Below are 21,780 nucleotides of genomic sequence, written 5' to 3' on the forward strand. Positions count from 1 at the left end.
TTTATCAATCCTAGTCAGCTTATTTCAGAGCTTGGCGCAACTGCGCTCAATTCAGAACAAAGCATGGCCAAAGATCGACAAAAGAAATCCCGCGCACTTGCGCAAAGTCATGTCAATCAACAATTACTCAGTGCCCATGGTTTAGGTACCCCCCCAACCATGCCTGATGAAGCTGATCAGATTGTGGTTTCACCCGCCAGCTGGGCAGGGATCATTGACCAAGCACTGGCGCCACCGCGAACCCGCAAAAATTACCAAAAGGCAATGGTCGCAATTAGCGGCACCAAAGCCATTATCGAAACGCGATCATCAAAGTCGATCATGACGGTCGATGATTTAATGACCTTGTTTGCGCTCTTTACCATGACGGTGCAATACCATGAGCATCATATGGATGATTATGAATTGCAAAGCCGTGGCATGAGTAACAAAACTCCCGTATACATTACGGATATTTTGACGTTGCGCGGTAAAAAAGACAGTGGGCCAGCACGCGACAGCATTCGAGATAGTATCGATCGTATTGAATTTACCGATTTTCAATTGCATGAACTCACAGGGCGCTGGCTCAGTGAAAATATGCCTGAGGGTTTCAAAAGTGATCGTTTCCGGTTTTTAGCGCGAACCATTACCGCATCTGAAGAAGCGCCGACACAAAATAGTGACGGTGAAATTCGCATCAAACCTAATTTGTACATTTTGGTCTGGGAGCCTTCATTTTTTGAAGAGCTACTGACCCGTGATTATTTCTTCTTGTTCCCGCCAGAAATTCTGCGCCAACATACCTTGGTCTTTCAGCTCTATACCTTTTTCCGTAGCCGTATGGCTCGTCGGCAGGAGGACAGTATGTTACTGAGCGAGCTGAACCAAAAGATGGCGCGGCAAATCGAATGGCGCCGTTTTTCAGCAGACTTGATCCGTGAGTTGCGTAAGCTGGCCAAAGGAGACGGACAAGGCGATCTCTTTGCCGTTAATTTATGGGGATATCATCTCACCATCAGTACCCTTGAAGTGCAGGGCAAAGTGGATTATCAAATGGATATTCGCTCGGATGTCGATGAGGTGATCCGTTATTCGCGCGCGAAAACAACCAACCAAGGAAAGCGCAATATGGCGCCAACCTTACCCAATCCACTTCGCAACGAGATCCTTTCATCTCGCGAACTGGATCAGCTTGCCGAAATTATCGATGGTGAGTTTGAACCCATTGTACGCACGGGGCCTCGCCCTGGCGGTCGTTTAGGTCGTCGCGTGAAATTACGTAAGCATGTGGTTGAGATTAATGCGGATGAAATTACCATAGTGCTTACCAAATATACCTCGGAAGAGGCGATGCAACGCAGTATTCGCGCGCTTTCTGCCATTAGTGGGCATAGCGTCAATGCGATTAGCGAAGAGTGCCACGCATTGATGGAAAAACTAGAATGGCTCAAAGTTGGTGATGAAGTAGTGAGCTACGACACCCTCAGTCGTACCGTTGAGCTATACAACCAACAGCCGCACGATCGCCATCTATCTATTGAATCGTTAATCTCTGGTTTAGCTGTGCGCCGTAAGATCTGCCAGTCGATCCACCAAGGGGATCTCAATGGTCAAGTGATGAAAGCACTTGATGATATGAGTGCAGGTCAATAATCACTAATTGCAAAGGAGTGCAGCGTGCGATTTCGTCCCTATTCATGGTTTATTCTAAGTGTTATTGCGCTGTTTTCCACGCAAGCGACAGCACGCGAACACGTAGGGCTAGTGCTGAGTGGCGGCGGTGCCAAAGGCGCAGCCCACATTGGGGTATATGAAGTTTTAGAAGCGAACCGAATACCTGTTGATGTTGTCACCGGGACCTCTATGGGCGCTTATGTCGGCGGCATGATCGCCTTGGGCTATAGTGCAGAAGAGATCAAAGCACGTACATTTGCCATTGATTGGAACCGCGGTTATTCCGATCGCCCTTCACGAGAAGAACTCACCCTGCGTGATAAGCGCAGCCATGATGAATATCAAATCCAAACCGATATCGGCTTGTCTCCCAATGGCACCATGCGCGATCGCCCTGGTGCTGTGCTCGGCCAAACCATGGCAGTGTTGCTGCGTCAGGCTGTGGGGCTACAGCCTGCGGTGGTGAACTTTGATCAATTGGCCATTCCATATCGCGCAGTTGCAACCAATATTGAAACCGTTGAGCCGGTGATTTTAGATGGCGGCGATCTGGCGATCGCGATGCAAGCGTCGATGTCTGTACCGGGGGCGCTTAAGCCTGTGGTATGGCATGGGCAACGTTTGGTTGATGGCGGCATCGTCAACAATATGCCCGTGGATATAGCCAAAGAGCTGGGCGCAGATATCATTATCGCAGTGGATCTTCGAGACAGCTTACTTGGCTATGGCGAACTAAACTCTGCGATTAATGTGGTCACTCAGCTCACCACACATATGACCAATTCTGGTACTGATGTGCAGCGTCGTCTGTTAAAGCATGGGCATGATGTGTATTTAACGCCTGACGTGGATAACATCACGGCGCCTGAATTTAATAAGATGCAAACGGCTTATGAATCAGGGAAAAAAGCCGCCCAAGCCATGTTGCCAGCACTGCTTGCTTATCAGCTAAGCGAGCAAGATTACGCTGTATATCGTCAGCAGCTTAAAGCCAAACATCTGGCTTTGCTCACCCAGCAATCTTTGCATATCACCACAGTTAAATTTGATAACCAAACCAAACAAAGTGATGAAGCTTTGGTCCAGCTCTTTGGTTTTGATCAACAGCTGCCGCAAACCCAAGCAGAGATCGAAAAGCGGATTCGCAGCGTCTATGCGCTCAATGATTACGAAACGATCCGCTATCAAATTCGAAACGATGATCAAGGGAATAATCATCTTGAGGTGCAAGTGGTTGAGAAAAGTTGGGGGCCGGGTTATCTCAACTTTCGTTTGGCTTTTGAAGATGATTTTGATCAGCGCTCCAATCATGCCATTGGTGCTGAGTATGTGCTGCATGATATTACTCGCTATGGCGGCCAATGGTCAGTCGAGGCTTCCTTAGGGAGCTGGAAAAGTGTGGCCACCGATTTTTATTTGCCCTTTGATTATCAGCGTGAGTTTTATGCCGGTGTCGGCGCGTCGTTTCGTAATGAAAACCGCCAGTTCTATTTACCGCCGGATGAGCTGCTCGAGTTTCTCAATATCGATTACTCGCAAGCGCGCGCGTACAGCGAGCTGGGTTGGAATTGGCATCGCTCTGGCAGCATCGCCGTGGGCATTGAAGCGCTTGGCGGGCGAATTGATGTCGATGCGCTGAATCAAAGCCAAGATTACGATACCCATGGCGCTTACGTCACTTTCCGTTTTGATGATTTGGATAATGTCTTTTTCCCGTCAAAGGGGAGCGCCATCGATTTGACCTATGGTCATAGCCGTACGCACGCTGAAGCGCTGTCACAAAGTCAGCGAGAAAGCGTGGATTATTATCAAGTGGATCTGACACAGCCGCTCACCTATGAGCGGCATACCTTGCTGCTGAAAGGATCCTTTGGCGGCTCAGATTCAGCTGAGTTATTTCCCATCTATGTGCAAGATCTCGGCGGATTTTTAAACCTATCTGGATTTAACCGCTATGAGTTGAGCGGTCGCTATAAAGCATTTGTCAGCGCGAGTTATCGCTATCGCTGGTTTGACAACGATTTCGGTATGTTCTCATCGCCGGTTTATGTTGGCGCATCCATTGAGAAGGGCAATGTTTGGGCTGATGATAGTGACATTTCGTGGAGCAGCGCCCTTGCTGCTGGCAGTGTTTATGTTGGGATTGATACCTTCCTCGGGCCTGCTTATCTCGCCTTTGGTTATAACGAGCAAGAACGCAGCAGCCTCTATCTTCTGTTTGGTAACACCTTTTAGCTGAGTCGTCTGCGCCATCGCTTTTGATTTTATGCCACTTGCGGCCATACTTTTGAAAAGCGATGGAAAAGGGATGTTCATGAAAGGCGTGATTTTTACGGAATTTCTTGCGCTTGTGGAAGCGCAATTTGGCCTTGCGATCTGCGATCGTATGTTGGCGCAAGCCGATAGCGATGGGATCTACACCGCGGTGGGTAGCTATGATCATCGTGAATTGGTCAAGATGGTGGTGATTTTAGGCCGGATCACCGATACCCCAATTGAAGCGCTACAGCAGTTCTACGGCAAAGTGCTGTTTCAACAGTTAATCAAAAATTATCCCGAAATGGCTGGGGTCGCCAGCGACTGTTTTCAGTTTATTCAGCAGGTGGAAGCCACCATTCACCTTGAGGTGATGAAGCTATACCCAGATGCGCAGCCGCCGCGATTTACCTTTGATCATATTTCTGAGCAATCGATGATTTTGCGTTATCACTCTTCGCGCTGTTTGGGCCATGTCTGTTATGGCTTGATTGAGGGCTGCGCGGAACATTTTGATGAGCGCGTCTCCATTGTCATGACGCCAGTGACCTCGGATCTGAGTGAAGTGCGCTTTGAACTGACCAAAGTTGAGCATGCGCTGTGAGCGATAGCGAGCAAATTGCGCTGCTTGAGCGGGCGCTTGCGCGGCAAAAAGCATCGAGAATTCAAGCTGAGACCTTGCTTGAGCAAAAAAGTCGCGATCTTTTTGAGGCCAATAAAAAACTGGAAGCCTTGGCTGAGCAGCTGCGCTATCGCGTGGAAGAAGATGCAGCCGTACTGGCATTAAAAGCCAATATGGAAAGTTTGTTGCTACGCCAAGGTCAGCTGTTTATTCAGCAAGAGCTCAGTTGCCAGCATTTGCATCAATCCATGGAGCGTTTGGCGAAAAGTTTGCAGTTATCGGCCTGTTTATTGGTGCTAGAGGAGCCCTTAGGCCCCTATGCTGGCTACTATCAAAGTGGTCATATTCCACTTCATTGGCCATCACCGCCGCCATCCTTAAGCCAAGATCTCTGGCAACCCGAGCGCTCACTTTTTTGGCTACCGCTCTATTTTGATGAACAGCAAGTAGGCTGTTTGTGCGCCCGTATTGATGGCCCGCCAGATTGGATCAAAACCATTCGTCTGCAATTGTCGCTTTTTCGCGATATGGTCAACGGCGCATTGAGTCGCCAGCTGACATTGCAAAATGCGCAGCAAGCTAAGTTACGTGCAGAAGCCTCTGAGCGCTCCACGCGCGAATTTTTGGCGATGATCAACCATGAGCTGAGAAGTCCATTAAACGGCCTTCTTGGCGCCGCTGAGTTGCTCTATGACACGACATTAACCTCACACCAAACCAAACTATTGTCGACATGCCGTCAAGCGGGTGAATTGCTGCGCTCTGTGATTAATGATCTGCTCGATTACAGCAAAATGAATGCCGGTATGATGGAGCTTGTAGCGCGCTCATTTTCGATTCATCAGATGCTCGATAGTGTGAAGGCTATGTTTCAGCTTCGCGCCGATGAAAAGCAGCTTGAACTGTCGCTTTGTAGCCATGATCCCATGCCCGAAATGCTGATTGGCGATAGCGATCGAATCTTGCAAATTATGGTCAACTTAGTGGGCAATGCTTTGAAATTTACGGAGCAAGGCCGCGTACAGGTTGATTGCTATTGGAAAGACGGCCTCACATTTCAGGTAAAAGATACGGGCGCGGGGATTGCACTGAGTGAGCAGCACAAGTTGTTTCAGCCGTTTCAGCAGGTGGATAGCTCAACCACGCGGCAGCATGAAGGCACGGGCTTGGGCTTGGCAATTTGCCACCAGCTGAGCCAATTGATGGGCGGACAAATCACCTTGCAAAGCGAGCTGGGGCTAGGCGCTTGTTTTACTGTGCATTTACCCCTGCAAGCAGCGTGCAGCACTGGCTCTTTAGATGTGCATCAAGGCCGTTTAGATGACACTGAAACATCATTTGCCGAGCGTCATATTTTAGTGGTGGAAGATCTCACCACCAACCAATTGATCATCGATATGATGCTCAAAAAGATCAATGTGCCCCATGCAATCGCCAGCAATGGTGTGCAAGCTTTAGAAAAGCTCGATGCTGAGTCATTTGATTTGGTGCTGATGGATTGTCGTATGCCCGTGATGGACGGCTATGAAGCGACGCGTCAACTGCGTCAAAAGGGGATGATGCTGCCAGTACTCGCTTTAACTGCAGGAACCACCAAAGAGGAGCGGCAAGCCTGTTTTGATGCTGGCATGGACGATATTCTCACCAAACCCTACCAATTAGAGGAGCTTAAACGCATGCTCTGCCACTACTTAGGCTCTCCTGCCAAGCGCTGACGATATTGCTCTGGTGTACAGCCCGCTAAGCGTTTAAACATTTGAATAAATGGCGTTGATTGGTGGTATCCCAGCGTGAGTGCGATCTCTTTTACGGATTGGCCGCGGCGCAGCAGTTGTAGCGCATACAAAAATTTTCGTCGCTGACGCCATTGGACAAAGCTCAAGCCCAAGGATTGTTGAAAATGACGGGCCAGCGTACGCTCTGTGGTGTGCACGCGTTTTGCCCAGGTCGCGAGGCTGTCTGGGTGGGTCGGATCGCGTTCAATGGCGCGCAGAATGGGCGTGAGCAACTTATCATCGGACATGGGTAAGTATTGCGAAATGGACTCCGCTTCCATGAGCTGATCAAGCAGCACTGCGATTAAGCGCTCGGTTTGTGGATCTTGCGCATGGGTGATTTGTGATTCACGAAGATGGGCGATGATCGCTTCAGCAATGGCACTTAAGCTGAGTAAACAGGTGTCACTTGGCATTTGTAATGCCAAGGGCAGCGCAATATTGACTGAACAATATTGAATGGTGCGGCGAATATAGCTCTCATGGGGTACATTGGGGGGGACCCAGATGGCATATTGCGGCGGCGAGAGAAAACGTTTCCCCTGAGATTTGAGCTCAAGCACGCCACCGCGGATCAGCTGTAGCTGTCCCCACGGATGATGATGCGCCTGTGTGTAGGTATTAGGCTTAATTATTTCATAGTTAAAGAAGATCTCAGCATCTTCTCTGGATTTTGGATAGTTCAACTTGTCCGATCCCTAACAGGGGTTGTCCGATTAGCGATATATGTTGCAAAACATAGCTGTCAGACTAGATCAGGTCAACCGCAATGAGTCTGTTATGAATTTTCTTCTTCCCTTAATCACAGTGAGCCTTTGGGCTGGCAATGGTATTGTCAATAAACTAGCTGCGCCCATTATTGCGCCTGGCGCGATTGCATTTTATCGCTGGTTTGTCGCACTTGTGATTTTGTTGCCATTTTGCGCCTATGGTGTTTATCGTCAATGGGCGGTGATCAAACAATGGCTACCGAAATTGTTTTGCCTATCACTACTGGGTATGGTGTTTAACCAATCCTTTGGCTATTGGGCGGGGCATTACACATCGGCGACCAATATGGCGCTAATCACATCCATGGTGCCGCTTTTTAGCTTGTTTTTTAGTGTGTTTTTACTCAATCAAGCGATCACCATGCCTGCGCTACTTGGCACCCTCTGTTCGCTTTTTGGCGTCGGGGTGATGGTCAGTCAAGGCAACTGGAGTAATTTAATGGCGCAAGGGATGAATGTTGGCGATGGGTTGATGATCCTCGCGTCCCTTAGTTATGGCCTTTACTGCGTTCTTTTACGCCGCTGGCAAATGCCTTTTGGCAATTGGATGATGGTGTTTTTACAAGGGACTGCGGCGGTGGTGATGCTCTCACCTTTGTGGTGGCTAAGCGACGATACCATTCCATCACAACAAGCGATGCCACTGATTGCTTATGCGGCCATTGCTGCATCTGTGATTGCGCCATGGTGCTGGATGAAAGCGATCAATCAAGTGGGGGTGACCCAAGCTGCCATGTATATGAACCTAATGCCGATTATTACTGCGGTATTGGCCGCATATACCCTCAATGAGGAGTTGCAGCGTTACCATTATGTCGGTGGATTGCTGGTGATTGGCGGCGTGCTGATGTTGCAGCAACAAGAGCGTTTAATGCGTCGTATGGCGCGTATTTGGCTGGCGGGTAAAACCAAGATGGGACAAGAGGCTGAACCGCCACATGAGCCGCAGCAAGCGCCTGTGATGGCGGATGCATCTGTGGATAAACAAGCGGCTATGCCGACAGCGAAAACGGTGTGATCACAGCATGTTCCTTCATGTATATGCATCAAATTGATGCAACGCATATCCTTTATCATTTAAATAGCCCTGCATCGCAGGGCTTTTTTCATTGTCATGAGACGGCCACAAGACGAGCTTGTTAGCCTATCCAGCCAGCGCTGAGCAAGATATTGCGGGTCGTTTGCCAAAAGGGACCAATGGCGACAGCCACAAGCGCAGCAATACAAAAGAGGCCATGGCTGACTTCACGTACGCGAAGGTGATTGGCAAATAGCGCTTGCAATGCGCGATACACGACAGCGATAGCGCAAAATACAATGGCATAACCAATGTATTTGCCAGTACTGGAGCTACCAAAAACACCGTAGGGATAGAGTGCATTGGTGATGAAATAGCTGCCAACAACGTAGTATGTCCAGCGAATCAATGGGTCTTGAATATTGATGCTGTAGCCTGCCACACACAGCAGGAAGAAGCCTGAAAACAAGATCCCAAGTGGGGCCACAATATAAATACCGATCCCCAGATCTTGCTTGAGTAGCAATAAGGTGAGCCAATCAACCACTCGATATAAGCCATAACAAAGAATGGCGCCGCCCAATACGGTTCGGGTTAAAAAATTTGATAAGTCTTCGGCAGCAATCTCTTCTCCGGTGACGACGCGAACGCGTTGAGTCATCTGATCCTCATTTCGTATTTCTTATTGATATTGTTATTAAATAGTACGATTGTATGTAAGAGAGGACAAATTCATTCATGAAAAAACAGACGGTGCGCACATTTGGTCAAGGGAGTCGCTTTCAATAGATGAATCTTTTGTTGATTTGTGTTGTGTCGGTTTTCATCACATCTCAGTACCACGCAACGAATATCGAAACTAGCCTATATTCAATGGAGATGGACTGGGGCTGATTCTGAATAAAATGTATGAAAATCAATTGTCTTTGGAGATACGCCGCAATCTGTTGGAAAAAAATAACCAGCGAGAAAGGGGCTATCTATACTGAGCTCATTCTCTATCAGGAGTGAATCGATGAAAAAACTAATGATTGCCATGGCGAGTGTATTGGCTGCGAGCCACGCCTATGCCGCGGAAAATATTAAATATGTCTGCCAGTTTGATAATGCTGAGCGGATCATTGAAGTACGTTATACCAACAGCCCTGACGCTTTGCCTTGTGAAGTTAATTACAGCAAAAATGGTCAAGATGAAGTGCTGTGGCGCGCGTCAAATACACCGGGTTATTGCGAAAGCAAAGCGGCTGATTTAGTTGAAAAGCAAAAAGCATGGGGTTGGGATTGCACCAAGCTCTCTGAAACTGCCAGCGTCAATCTATCTGAAGGTGCCACTGAAGCGGTTGAAGCGGCGGTCGATGCTGAGCTTGCGGATCAGCAGCAAGCCTCACAAGGCAATTTAGACGCGCAGGTAGAAGAGGCCAAAGCAGCCGTTGATGCTGAAGCGCAAGTTTTGAATGAGTTATCTGAGCAGGGCAAAGCCGAACTCGATGCACAGAGCCAAGCGGTTGAAGTGCAAGCTGAAGAAGTTCAGGTCGATGGTCAAGCCGTTGAAGCGCAAGTAGAAGAAGTTGTGGAATCCACAGCAGACAGCGCTGCACAGTAAATCGATGACATTCATGAAAAAATAGGACGCCTAGCGTCCTATTTTTTTACTTCGCATCTTGGTCTTTTGAGTGTCCATGTTAGAGTGTGAACATCATTTCAAGGTGCTGTAATTTATGAAAAATATCCCATCTAATCCCTGTGATTACCCCGTTTGGTATGATCGCCATAAAATTCAGCACGCTTTGCTTTGGCTGGCACTTTTGGTGCCGCTCTTTTTCGTCAGTTACAACTTTACCAACCATTGGGCCGAAAGTTTGCCCGAAGTAGGGCATGTGGTTTTTGATTGGGAAACGCAGATCCCTTTATGGGCTTGGACCATTGTGCCCTATTGGTCCATTGACTTACTTTATTGTTTGGTGTTTTTACTGGCCAGTAATCGTCATGAGCTCAATCGTATGGGGTTGCGCTTACTGACGGCACAACTCATTTGTATCAGCTGTTTTATGCTTTGGCCGCTGCAATTTTCATGGCCAAGGCCAGAACTCAGTGGTTTTTTTGCTTCTTGGTTTGAGCTGTTAATGAGTTTTGACCGCCCCTTTAATCAAGCGCCCTCACTGCACATCACATTGCTGATGATCCTTTGGGTGAGTTTTGCTTCGCATGCGCGCGGCATTTGGCGTTGGTTGGTACATGTATGGTTTGCGCTGATTGGGTTGTCTGTTCTCACGACTTGGCAGCACCATTTTATTGATGTCCCCACAGGGATGCTCGCAGGGTTTCTGGCTGTGTGGTTGTGGCCCGTGTCTGGCTCATCCCCACTTTGTGCTTGGCGAAAGCCAACCATTGATCGTCGCCGTCGCTATCAGCTGGCTTTTAGCTATTTGATGGGGGCAATTTTGTTTGCCGGGATCGCCTATTCATTGGCACCAACTGGTCTTTGGTTGCTGTGGGCAAGCGCGGCATTGGTGCTTGTTAGCCTTGCTTATGCGGGTCTTTCGGTGGCGGTCTTTCAGAAGCATGATCAAGGCGTTCAAAGTATTGCTGCGCGCTGGCTATTGGCGCCATATTTGTTTGCCGCACGTATCAATCAGTGGTGCTGGACGAGACGTCTAGCGCCGCGAGATGAAATTGCACCCGGGGTTTGGCTCGGTCGTTTGCCTGCGCGTAATGACATGGATGCGCAGCAGCTGGCATGGCTTGATTTAACGGCTGAAATTTCAGCGCCACATCGGCCGAAACACTATCACTGCTTGCCCCATTTAGATCTAGTGGTGATGGACGCGGCGACGATTGCTGCTGCGGTTGAGCAGCTTGAACTGATGCGTCAGCAAGGCCCTGTATTGGTATGTTGCGCCCTTGGATTTTCGCGCAGCGCCGTGGTGGCATGCGCTTGGTTGCTGCTTTATGGTGAGGAGAAAAATTGTGCCAAGGTGATTTTTGATGTGAGGAATATTCGCCCTTGGGTTCATTTGTCTTATCACCAGCAACGCGAACTTGAATATTGGTGGCAGGCGCAGCAGGGCGGCGATGTGATGGCGCAAGCCGGTGAATATGATCAAGGCCCATCACAGGAGCAAAGGGAAAATGAAAACCATGTCCAGTAGCTATCGACCGCTCAGCGCTTTGTTGGCGCAATATCGGCTATGGTCACGCGTCGGCGATCTATTGATATTGGCGGCTTTATTTTCTCCCCTATGGATGGGGCTACATGCACTGGGATGTCTACTGATTACGTTAATGATCGTGTTTTGGCTATGGGGAAAATATTGCGCGACTCGCGTGGCTATTGATGCGGCGATGTTTACGCAGTTGGATGGGCAGAGCGCAGAACAAGCGATCTTCCTTTTTGATCAGCAGTTAACGCAGAGCTTTGGCAAAGCGCCATCATTGAAGCGAGATATGCCGTCTCGCGTGCAAGGCGCCATGCGCTGGTTTCGCCGCTTGCTATGGACCCAGATATTGATCGCAGCGCTGCTGTTATTACACTACGGCGTGCGATTTATGTGATCTTTTCGCATCGCGCACATCATCGATTGCAAGTGCGGCGCTGGGATTGCCAGCTCTCTCACAAATTATAAAGTGCGTTGGGCATCCCGCCCATTCAATGATTTAATAAGCGGCGATTGCCACCTTGGATGTCCATTTTGACTTTGAGATGGCCATGGTCGTTTGAATTTTATTTAGCAGGGGAATTGAGGCGCAATGCGCATTCTTCATACATCTGATTGGCATTTAGGCCAGCATTTTGTCACCAAAAGCCGTCAGGCTGAGCACAAAGCATTTCTCGATTGGTTGCTTACGCAAGTAGACACTCATCGAGTGGATGCGGTGATTGTAGCCGGTGATATTTTTGATACTGGCGCGCCGCCAAGCTATGCGCGTGAGCTACTCAATGCCTTTATTGTGTCGCTGCAAAACTATCAATGCCAGTTGGTGCTATTGGCTGGTAATCACGACTCAGTGGCAACGCTCAACGAGTCAAAGCAATTGGTGGCTTGCCTCAATACCCATGTAATTGCTGCCGTGAGTGATGATTACGAGTCGCAGATGATTGCGCTGAAGAACAAGCAAGGTGAATTGGGGCTGCTATTGTGCGCCGTGCCCTATATTCGCTCACGCGATCTGCTGAAAAGTCGCAGTGATGAATCGGCGCAAGAGAAGAAACAGGCTCTACAACAGGCGATCAGCGATCACTATCATGCGCTCTATGATCTCGCCAAAATGCGCCAAGCTGAAGCAGCTTCGCCCGTGGCCATCATGGCGACAGGGCATTTAATGGCCGCAGGTAGCATTGCCAGTGAATCGGTGCGCGATCTGTATGTGGGAACCCTAGATGCATTGCCAGCCAGCGCTTTTCCAGCGGTGGATTATGTGGCTTTGGGACATATTCACCGTAGCCAGCGGGTGGCGCAAAGCGATCATATTCGCTACTGCGGCTCGCCCATTGCCCTTAGTTTTGATGAAGTGCGCCAGCAAAAAGAGGTGTTGATGGTGGACTTTGCCCAAGGTGCATTAGAAAAGGTCACACCTTTGGCGGTGCCTTGTTTTCAGCCGATGGCTCTGATTAAAGGCAATGTCACCGATATTGAGGTGGCATTAAAGCCCTATCAAAGCGATACGGATACCGCAACTGAAGGGCAACGGGTATGGCTGGATGTGGAAATTAACTCCAATGCACACCTGAGTGATATTCAGCGACATATTCAGCAGTTAACGGCAGATCTGCCGGTGGAAGTATTGCTACTACGCCGCGCAAAAAGTGAGCGCTTACAAGCGATTGAGCGTCAGGCAAAAGAAACCTTATCGGAGCTGACGCCGCAGGATGTCTTTGAACGTCGTATGGGACAACAGCCGGATCTTGATGAAGCGCGTCAGCAGCGTTTGCGCCACTGTTTTCAAGAAGTGCTGACTCAGCTCAATGATATGCCGGAGGAGCAAGCATGAAAATTTTAAGCTTGCGATTGCAAAACATTAACTCGCTCAAGGGCGAATGGAAAATCGATTTTCGACTTGAGCCTTTTAATAGCAATGGATTATTTGCCATTACCGGTGCCACGGGCGCGGGTAAAACCACGCTGCTCGATGCCATCTGTTTAGCGCTTTATCACCAAACACCACGCTTGCAAGTGAGCCCTTCGCAAAACGAGTTGATGACTCGGCAAACCGCAGAATGTTTGGCCGAAGTTGAATTTGAAGTGAAAGGCAAGGGTTATCGCGCCTTTTGGAGTCAGCGCCGCGCCAAAGATCATCCTGATGGGAAATTGCAGCCGCCCAAGGTGGAGCTGGCTGAGATTGAAACGGGCACCATTTTAGCCGATAAGGTTCGTGAAAAATTAGACCTTACCGCGCAACTTACGGGGCTTGATTTTGGTCGCTTTACTAAATCGATGCTGCTGTCTCAGGGGCAATTTGCCGCTTTTTTAAATGCGCAGCCTAATGAGCGCGCAGAGCTGCTAGAAGAGCTCACGGGCACTGAGATTTACGGTCAAATCTCACAGCAGGTCTATGATAATTACCGCGATGCCAAAGGCGCACTGGATTTGCTGGTGGCGCGTGTCGATAGCGTTGAAGTGCTCAATGATGATGCCCGCCAATCGCTTCGCCAAGAGCATCAAAGTCTTGCTGCAAGCTATCAAAGCCTTAGTCAGCAGCAACAAGTGCTGCGAGATATCAAAGTTTGGCTAGAGAAAAACCATGCGTTGAGCGCCCAACATGTACAAGCCGAATTGGCGCTGCATCAAGCCAATGATAAATACAAACTGCATCAAAATGACTTAGAAGCCTTGGCGAAAAGTGAGCCAGCTGAAAAGCTGCGCCCTTATCTCAATGAGCGCGATGAATCGGATCAGGCGTGCCAAAAAATGGCCGGTCGCATTAGTCAATTGGTGCAAGAAAAGCAGCAGGCGCAGGGCGTTTATGAAACGCACTTGCAGCATTTTGAAAAAGAGCTGCTGAATTATCGCAACGTCCGCTATCAGCGCGATAGCCAAGAGTCGCTGATTAATGACAAAGTGGTACCGCTGGATAATCGCATCGAGCGACTTCGCCAAGATGCAGAAGAGCGCGAAAAACTGCGCCAAGAAACGCAAATTCAGTGGCAACAAACCAAGCAGCATGAAGAGCATGTCGAGCATAACTTGCGCGACACCATCACCAGCTTAGATGCGATCAGTCGTTATCAGCGCTTGCATACACACCATCAATCTATCGGTGAGCATCTGCAAGCTTGGCGCGGCTTATTGCAAAATATGGCGCAAGGTGAGCAAGACCAAGAACAGTTGGTCAAAAAACAGCAAAGCCTCGCCGCTCAGGTACAAGAGCGAAAAGATCGCCATCAGCAGCTACAAAACGAGCTTTTTGCGCAGCAGCAAAATTTGAATCAAGAGGTCGCCCAACTCACCGATGCGGAAAAAGAGTTGGCTTCTTTGCGACAAAACCATGGCTTGGAGCATGCGCTCAAAACACAGCTGGCTGAAGATCAACTGAAACGGCCGCAGCTCAATCAGCTTTTATTGATGAGCCAGCGTTATCAAGATCAGTGGCAAGCAGCGCAAAAGCAGCAGCAACTTTGTGGTCAGCTCAATGATGAAAAGCAAAAGCAGCAGCAACGTTTTGATCAGGTGCATCGTCAGCTTGAAGGGCTTAAAAATCACTTTGAGGATCTGCAATCGCTGCTTATGCGCGAGCAGCAAATTGTCTCGCTGCAGCAGCATCGTCAAAAATTGCAACCGGATGAAGCTTGTCCTTTATGTGGCTCAACGGAGCATCCTGCCATTGAAGCTTATGGACTGGTGGTGCTGAGTGAAACCGAGCAGCGAGTGAATCATCTCAAAGCGCAACTGCAGCAGGAACAACATGAGCATGAGATGTTGTTAAGCCAAGTGCAGGCGCTCACCATGCAAGAGCAGCAAGCCAGTAGTAGCTGTAGTGAACTTGAGCTGAGCCTAGAAACCATGGCGCTGAATTGGCAAGCACAATGCGATGCCATGAATATTGTTTTGGCCATTGATGCGCCAGATGAGGTGAAGCGCTACGTCAATGAATATGACCAAGCGGTTGCTGCGATCAATGCTCAGCTTGAGGCGATGGCAAAAGCGCAAAGCCAGATTAGCGCGCAGAAAGATTTAGTGGCGCAGGCGGCGCAATCAGCGCAGGCCACCCAGCAACAAATTGAGCTTAATCAGGCTGAATATGGCAGTACTAAGACACAGTTAGAGCTACTGACTAGTCAGTTGGTCAAGCTAGAAGATAAGCTGCATGAGATGCAGCAAGCCTTAAAATCTCAGCTTGAGCCACTTGGTTTTGCCATGCCCATGGTCTCTGAGCACAGCACTTGGCTTAAACAGCGCTTGCAAGATTGGCAAAAGTGGCAGGAAAGCTCAGAACAGCGGCAAAAAGCAAACGAGCGACAAGCCATGCTGCAACAAGAGCTTCGCCATGCTCACCAGCAATTAAGTGAACTCAGTGTGCGTCGTGAAGGACATCGCGCCGCGCTAGAAGCTTTATATAGTGAGCTCGAAAGCCATCAAAATCAGCGCTACGCGACCTTTGGCGATCAATTGGTTCAAGATGTGCGCCAGCAGTTGCGTGAAACCTTTGCTGTGGCAGAGGCTGGCTTTACCAAAGCGCAGCAACGCAAACAGGAATTGGAAGGTGAAAATATTCGCCGCGATGGTGAAATTACCGCATTGCGCCAGCAGCAAAGCGATCTGTTAGGGCGCGCAGAGCAAAGCCGTCGCCAGCTGCAGCAGATGCTTGCTGAAGTTGGATTTGAAAGTGAGCAGCAGCTGTTGGACGCCTTGTTGCCGCAATCGCAACAAGCACTTTTGCAAGCATTAAAGCGCGATCTCGAATCCGAAATGGTGGCCTCAAAGGCTGCGGTGGCGCAGCTTTCTTCTCAGGTGCAGCAGCACTTGTCGCAAAAACCAGAGCAGATGAGCGGCGCGCCATCGGTGGCCATGCTTGCGCAGCAATTGGCGGAAGTCGCGGAAAAGGTGAATCAAAATATGCAGCGCACCGGTGAGTGTCGCCATATTTTAGAAGCGGATAATCGTCGCCGCGCGCAGCAGCAAGATTTGATGACGCAGGTTGCTAAAGAGCAGCAGCGCTATGAAGATTGGTCCTATATGGCGGAGCTCATTGGCTCTGCCGATGGCGCGAAATTCCGCCGCTTTGCGCAGGGCTTAACGCTGGATCATCTGGTCTATCTCGCCAATAAACAGCTCGCAAGTTTACATGGTCGTTATCTTCTGCAGCGTAAACCATCACAAGCGCTGGAGCTGGAAGTCGTGGATACGTGGCAAGCAGATGCGGTGCGCGATACCAAAACTTTATCAGGGGGTGAAAGCTTCTTGGTGAGTTTGGCTCTGGCCTTGGCACTGTCTGATTTGGTGAGCCATAAAACCAGTATTGACTCGCTCTTTTTGGATGAGGGCTTTGGTACGCTGGATGCTGAAACCTTAGATACGGCGATCAATGCATTGGATAATCTTAATGCCAGCGGCAAGATGATTGGTGTGATCAGCCATATTGAAGCGATGAAGGAGCGTATTCCGGTGCAAATTGAGGTCAACAAACGCAATGGGATGGGTTATAGCGAGCTTGATGCCGACTATCGGATTTGAGTGCTGTTGTGCTCTAGCGTTATTGAAACACTCATTTAAACATAAAAAAAGCAGCCAATTGGCTGCTTTTTTGTCACGACATATTCGTCATATGCGCGAAAGGAATTACTGTTTTTTCAAGTAACAAGTCAATAGCACGATACGCGTACCGTTTACACGGCCTTCGATTTGCTCTGGGTTATCTGTCAAAGAGATACCACGAACCGCAGTACCACGTTTTGCAGTAAAGCCAGCGCCTTTTACGACAAGGTCTTTGATCAAAGTAACAGTGTCGCCAGTTTGTAGCTCGGTACCGTTGCTGTCAAAAGTTGGTACGGTTTTGGTTGCTTCAGCAAGAGCTAGACCTTCTTCTGCCCATGCTTTGGTATCTTCTTCAAGATAAAGCATATCAAGCAAGTCTTGCGCCCATGCTTCTGCATTGTTGCTTAGACGAGAAAGCATACGGAAAGCCATAACTTGCACTGCAGGGGTTTGGCTCCACATGCTGTCGTTTAGGCAACGCCAGTGGCTTGCGTTCAAATCGCTGTCACTGCCTTGAATTTGTTGTTCACAGGTAGCACAAGTCATGATCGCGCGATCGGTATCAGGCTGAGTGACTGGTGGTACTTCATAAACGCATAGGTCGTCAGTGCTACCACAAAGTTCACAGGTTGAGCCGCTACGGGCGCGTAAGCTAGTTTCAAGTGTCATGCCAAATGTCCTACATAAAATGAAGGCGTTATTATCCCCATTTCACAGCGAATGAAAAGGGGGATCTATTCGGTAAAGGTGTAAGCGCTCGCTTACACCTGCGGAAGATTGCCGCCTGAATTGCGATGATGACGGTGTTTACGCAGTGCGTAAATCGCCTCAAGACTACAAAACAGTAAGCCACCCCAGATCAAAGCAAAGCTAACAGCTTTCACATTGTCAAAGATTTCGCCAAAGAACAGTACCGCCAAAATAAACTGCAGGCTGGGCTCAATATATTGCATTAAGCCGACCATGGTCAGGCTGGTGCGATGTAGCGCTAGCGCAAAAAAGATCAGCGGCACAAGGGTGACGGGAGCTGCACCAATATAAAGCAGCAAGGTCGTGGAATCACCGCCCAGAGCCACAGGCGTCCCCCAAATCGCATCGCCAATTAAAAAGAGCAGCGCAAAGGGCGCGAGCAGAATGTTCTCCAGCGTCACTGAGGTCATGGCATCAAATTCGACGTATTTTTTGCAAAGACCATAAAGCGCAAAAAAGCTACCCATAATCAGTGCCAGCCATGGCAGTTCACCGTAGTGCCAGACCTGATAGGCAATGCCTAAAATACCTAAACAAACGGCGATACCTTGGGCGTAGGAAAGGCGCTCTTTTAGGATAAAGACCGCCAGCGCAATGGCAAACAGGGGATTGATAAAAAAGCCTAAACTCGCTGCCAACACCTGACCGTTGGCAATGGCCCAAGTAAATGCACACCAAGACACACTCATAATCAGCGCCGCAATGCCGCTAATCGCCACAGAACGTTTGTTTTTGAACACTTGGCGCCAATTGGGCATGGGTCTGCGTAGCAGCCAAAACACCAATAACATCGTGGGTACTGAGCAAAGAATACGCAGCGCCAATAGCTCTGGCATATCAGGCGCAGGCAAAAACTGATAATAAACGGGGAGTAGTCCCCAGAGCACAAAAGAAAAAGCGGCAAGCAGGTTGCCGGCACGGGTGGTTGCCATGGATTGATCTTGTCATTGGTTAAGGTGTGGATAGGCAGCGCTATTGTCGTTCTTTGTGCTTAAAGGTCAATCATCTTGAGGCAAAAGATGAGCGAAATATTTGGTGATGGCTTGATGGTACAGACGAAGATAGTGAAAGGGGAGATGGTCAGCGTCGATGATAGTCGATGGTCGTTGATCATAGATGACGCAGCTAACGCCTTCGATTGCCTGAAGCGATCACTGAAATGCCCAATCAACATAAAGCGAGCTGGGATCTGTAGCGAAAGCTCAATCGCATCCAGCGCCCGCGATTTCCCCCTGTTACGTTCAATACTTTGTGCTTGCTCTGACTTTTACAGTTCGCTTGGCGGCGAATAAAAAGATTGAAATTCAGTTCACTACAGTTAAATCAAGTTTATTGTATGAGGGTGGAACCATGCTGCGTTGGTGCTGTTTATGTTTGATATTTTTTTCATGGCCGAGCCTTGCCGCGGCTGATGGGGTGCTGCCAGATTTCACCCAAACCAATACAGGCTATCTCTGCCTTTTTCTCTTTATTACGGCTTATATCTTTGTCATGGGCGAAGAGTACTTTGATATGCGCAAATCAAAGCCTGTACTGCTCGCTGCGGGGTTGATTTGGTTATTGGTGGGCGCGCTTTATGCCAATGCTGGCTATTCAGATATTGCGCAAGATGCGATTCGCCATAATTTGCTGGAATATGCAGAGCTGATGCTCTTTTTGCTGGTGGCGATGACCTATATCAACGCCATGGAGGAGCGGCGCTTGTTTGATCTGCTGCGTGCTTGGCTGGTCAGTCGTGGTTTTAATCTGCGCTCGTTGTTTTGGATCACTGGGATCCTCTCATTTGTTATATCACCTATTGCAGATAACCTCACCACCGCATTATTAATGTGTACCGTGGTGCTTAAAGTGGCAGGAGATGACACGCGTTTTATCAATTTAGCGTGCATTAACATTGTGGTGGCAGCCAATGCTGGCGGTGCATTTAGCCCCTTTGGCGACATTACCACCTTGATGGTGTGGCAAGCGGGCATCGTCCATTTTCAAGAGTTCTTTGCGCTGATCATTCCAGCGCTTGCTAATTATTTAATTCCGGCTTTGGTGATGTCCTATTTTGTTCCGAAAAAGCAGCCCAAAGCTGTCGATGAATTTATTGAGCTCAAACGCGGTGGACGCCGTATTGTGGTGTTATTTTTGCTGACCATCGCAACCGCTGTGGGCTTTCATGCATGGCTGCACTTTCCACCTGTCATTGGCATGATGATGGGACTGGCCTATTTGCAGCTCTTTGGTTATTTCCTTCGCTTTACCTTGCCGCGTTCGCTCGCTAAAAAACGTGCCATTGCTGAGGCAAATCATGATGATGCAGCGCTACGCCGGTTGGGAAATGTGGTGCCCTTTGATGTCTTTAGCCGGGTGTCGCGCGCCGAGTGGGATACCTTGTTGTTCTTTTACGGCGTGGTGATGAGTGTCGGTGGCTTGAGCCTCTTGGGCTATTTGTCGGCGGCCTCTGATTTAATGTATCACCAATGGAATGCCTCTGCGGCTAATATTTCCATGGGCATCCTCTCTGCCATTGTCGATAACATTCCGGTGATGTTTGCAGTGCTGACCATGAATCCAGAGATGAGCCATGGACAATGGTTACTCATAACCTTAACTGCAGGTGTGGGGGGCAGTTTGTTATCCATCGGCTCTGCTGCGGGTGTTGCCCTTATGGGGCATGCGCGAGGTCAATATACCTTTTTTGGTCATTTACGTTGGACACCTGTAATTGCTTTGGGTTATGCCGTCAGTATTTGGTTACACTTTTGGGTCAATCCGCACCTTTTTTAGCGCATTTGATCACAGCTTGTGTCTAAATTTCGCACAACATACGTATAAGTCGCCATCATGAGCGCTGTAAATTTAAGAAATGTTGCTTTTTTGAGTCGATCTTGATCGTAAGGTTACATATTCAGGGTGATTTGTTTGCAATTACTGATAATGTTCTGAACTGGTCAATCCATTAGCAATGGTGTATACCTTTGAACCTTGCTGTTGTGATTTTACCGTCACTTAAAGTGACTGATTAAGCAACGTTTAGCCTGAGGTTAGAAAGTTACTCGGCTCGGTTTGATAAACAATAAAACAAAGCGTCTTTATGTTGCGCGATAGAGCGTTTAAAACCGATTTGAGTGATATCAATATATCGTCAGAAAAGAGAACTCACGATGCCAAAACGTAGTAAAGAAGATACAGAGATTACCATCCAGACCATTATGGATGCGGTGAGTGATCAGTTATTACGACTTGGGTATGACAAAATGTCATACACCACATTGAGCCAACAAACTGGAATTTCTAGAACGGGGATCAGTCATCATTTTCCGAAAAAGCAGGATTTTGTTCGCGCATTAGATGGCCGTATTTTTGAAATCTTTGCTTCTCATCTTGAATTAGAACAAGACAAACAAGCTTTTATCGATAGCTGGTTGAAAGCTTTAGATAATCACGACTTTCTTGCTGTTCTGCGTATGTTGTTTTTCCATATTTCAAGTGCACGTGAAGCGCATGAACTGGCCTCTGGCGGTATCGAACGCTTATTTGAGATGTTCTGTGGTAAATATGGTGAAGAAAATCGCCACGACCTTGAATGGCTACTTGGTGTGTCATTGTTGCGCATGTCAAAATAATCGATAGCGATTTAGAACGAAGAAAAAAAGCCACATGATGTGGCTTTTTCTTTATCTGTTCAATGGATCATGGATTGCATTGCTTTTTAAGATATCCATGAATTCTTGTGTCTGATAAATATTTAATCTCGAGCTTGCTGACATTGCCAGCAAATATCAAAAGAGGGATCGTTGGTTTCATTACAGTGCTTGCAAAGCCAATCGATAGTGTTTTTGACTTGGGTGGCTGATGCAATGATCGCTTTTGTTTTTTCTTCATCATTGTCATGAAGAATCCATATTTCAGGCCAGGCATCAAACGCCGAAATTTCACCAATGACACCGGGTGCAAACTCATTTTTCATAAATATCTCGATGCCCTGCGCTTCGATGATATTTTTTATATTGTGCACAATGAATATATTTTCATGGGTATATATTTTTTTCATAGCAAACCTGCGTCATCAGGGGGTAAACATCAGTCATTGCATCCTGTGACATCTGGCCATTAGAGATTGAATGAATGGCTGGATTGGTGCCTCAATGAACGCTTTACACTGTAAACATGCTCGCTGATATCTGTTTTTTCACATTACGCCAATTGGCTTGATGCTCAAGTGTTATCCATGTGCGCGATTGCATTATTAAGA

General features: G+C 48.3%; 17 protein-coding genes. 12 read left to right on the forward strand and 5 right to left on the reverse strand.

Going from position 1 to position 21,780, the window contains the following annotated elements; all coding sequences use genetic code 11:
* From L9P36_RS13520 to L9P36_RS13535, 4 genes are all read left to right on the forward strand, one after another.
* A partial coding sequence (locus L9P36_RS13520; RefSeq protein WP_237467941.1) for a replication initiator protein RctB domain-containing protein occupies positions 1–1,635 on the forward strand: 1,635 nt, incomplete at its 5' end.
* A 24-nt stretch (positions 1,636–1,659) separates the two neighbouring features.
* A complete protein-coding gene (locus L9P36_RS13525) occupies positions 1,660–3,891 on the forward strand; it encodes a patatin-like phospholipase family protein (protein WP_237467942.1) in 2,232 nt (743 codons plus the stop codon).
* A 79-nt stretch (positions 3,892–3,970) separates the two neighbouring features.
* Positions 3,971–4,516: a heme NO-binding domain-containing protein gene (locus L9P36_RS13530; protein ID WP_237467943.1), complete on the forward strand. Its 546-nt coding sequence runs from the start codon at positions 3,971–3,973 to the stop codon at positions 4,514–4,516.
* Positions 4,513–6,249, forward strand: a complete 1,737-nt coding sequence (locus L9P36_RS13535; protein WP_237467944.1) for an ATP-binding protein — start codon at positions 4,513–4,515, stop codon at positions 6,247–6,249. The genes L9P36_RS13530 and L9P36_RS13535 overlap by 4 nt, the downstream gene beginning before the upstream one ends.
* Here L9P36_RS13535 and L9P36_RS13540 read toward each other — a convergent pair.
* The gene (locus L9P36_RS13540) at positions 6,222–6,995 is read right to left on the reverse strand and encodes an AraC family transcriptional regulator (RefSeq protein ID WP_237467945.1); all 774 of its coding nucleotides are present in this window, start codon (positions 6,993–6,995) and stop codon (positions 6,222–6,224) included. The genes L9P36_RS13535 and L9P36_RS13540 overlap by 28 nt on opposite strands.
* Positions 6,996–7,089: 94 nt before the next feature.
* Between L9P36_RS13540 and L9P36_RS13545 the strand changes: the two genes are divergently transcribed.
* Positions 7,090–8,097: a DMT family transporter gene (locus tag L9P36_RS13545; RefSeq protein WP_237467946.1), complete on the forward strand. Its 1,008-nt coding sequence runs from the start codon at positions 7,090–7,092 to the stop codon at positions 8,095–8,097.
* A 121-nt stretch (positions 8,098–8,218) separates the two neighbouring features.
* Here L9P36_RS13545 and L9P36_RS13550 read toward each other — a convergent pair whose 3' ends face one another.
* Complete coding sequence (locus tag L9P36_RS13550) at positions 8,219–8,758, reverse strand: hypothetical protein (RefSeq protein ID WP_237467947.1); 540 nt, start codon at positions 8,756–8,758, stop codon at positions 8,219–8,221.
* A 354-nt stretch (positions 8,759–9,112) separates the two neighbouring features.
* Here L9P36_RS13550 and L9P36_RS13555 point away from each other — a divergent pair, with 354 nt between their 5' ends.
* The 5 genes from L9P36_RS13555 (at position 9,113) to L9P36_RS13575 (ending at position 16,766) form a co-directional block, all read left to right on the forward strand.
* Positions 9,113–9,700: a hypothetical protein gene (locus L9P36_RS13555; RefSeq protein WP_237467948.1), complete on the forward strand. Its 588-nt coding sequence runs from the start codon at positions 9,113–9,115 to the stop codon at positions 9,698–9,700.
* A gap of 115 nt (positions 9,701–9,815) precedes the next feature.
* Positions 9,816–11,246 carry a phosphatase PAP2/dual specificity phosphatase family protein gene (locus L9P36_RS13560; RefSeq protein WP_237467949.1) on the forward strand — a complete coding sequence of 477 codons (1,431 nt, stop codon included), beginning with the start codon at positions 9,816–9,818 and terminating at the stop codon, positions 11,244–11,246.
* Positions 11,236–11,649: a hypothetical protein gene (locus tag L9P36_RS13565; RefSeq protein ID WP_237467950.1), complete on the forward strand. Its 414-nt coding sequence runs from the start codon at positions 11,236–11,238 to the stop codon at positions 11,647–11,649. The genes L9P36_RS13560 and L9P36_RS13565 overlap by 11 nt, the downstream gene beginning before the upstream one ends.
* 195 nt (positions 11,650–11,844) lie before the next feature.
* Positions 11,845–13,086: an exonuclease subunit SbcD gene (gene sbcD / locus L9P36_RS13570; protein ID WP_237467951.1), complete on the forward strand. Its 1,242-nt coding sequence runs from the start codon at positions 11,845–11,847 to the stop codon at positions 13,084–13,086.
* The gene (locus tag L9P36_RS13575; protein ID WP_237467952.1) at positions 13,083–16,766 is read left to right on the forward strand and encodes an AAA family ATPase; all 3,684 of its coding nucleotides are present in this window, start codon (positions 13,083–13,085) and stop codon (positions 16,764–16,766) included. The genes sbcD and L9P36_RS13575 overlap by 4 nt, the downstream gene beginning before the upstream one ends.
* 105 nt (positions 16,767–16,871) lie before the next feature.
* Here the strand turns inward: L9P36_RS13575 and L9P36_RS13580 are convergent, their stop codons facing one another.
* Both L9P36_RS13580 and rarD read right to left on the reverse strand, forming a co-directional pair.
* Complete coding sequence (locus L9P36_RS13580; protein WP_237467953.1) at positions 16,872–17,456, reverse strand: PhnA domain-containing protein; 585 nt, start codon at positions 17,454–17,456, stop codon at positions 16,872–16,874.
* Positions 17,457–17,548: 92 nt separating this feature from the next.
* A complete protein-coding gene (gene rarD, locus L9P36_RS13585) occupies positions 17,549–18,469 on the reverse strand; it encodes an EamA family transporter RarD (RefSeq protein ID WP_237467954.1) in 921 nt (306 codons plus the stop codon).
* A gap of 418 nt (positions 18,470–18,887) precedes the next feature.
* Here rarD and nhaD point away from each other — a divergent pair, with 418 nt between their 5' ends.
* Positions 18,888–20,312 carry a sodium:proton antiporter NhaD gene (gene nhaD / locus L9P36_RS13590; RefSeq protein WP_237467955.1) on the forward strand — a complete coding sequence of 475 codons (1,425 nt, stop codon included), beginning with the start codon at positions 18,888–18,890 and terminating at the stop codon, positions 20,310–20,312.
* Positions 20,313–20,689: 377 nt separating this feature from the next.
* Positions 20,690–21,151 carry a TetR family transcriptional regulator gene (locus L9P36_RS13595; protein ID WP_237467956.1) on the forward strand — a complete coding sequence of 154 codons (462 nt, stop codon included), beginning with the start codon at positions 20,690–20,692 and terminating at the stop codon, positions 21,149–21,151.
* A 122-nt stretch (positions 21,152–21,273) separates the two neighbouring features.
* Here the strand turns inward: L9P36_RS13595 and L9P36_RS13600 are convergent, their stop codons facing one another.
* Positions 21,274–21,579 (reverse strand): putative signal transducing protein, encoded by a 306-nt coding sequence (locus L9P36_RS13600; RefSeq protein ID WP_237467957.1) that lies wholly within the window; start codon positions 21,577–21,579, stop codon positions 21,274–21,276.
* Between the last annotated feature and the right edge of the window lie 201 nt (positions 21,580–21,780).

Origin of the sequence: Vibrio stylophorae (assembly GCF_921293875.1) — a bacterium.
Classification (GTDB): Bacteria; Pseudomonadota; Gammaproteobacteria; order Enterobacterales; family Vibrionaceae; genus Vibrio_A; species Vibrio_A stylophorae.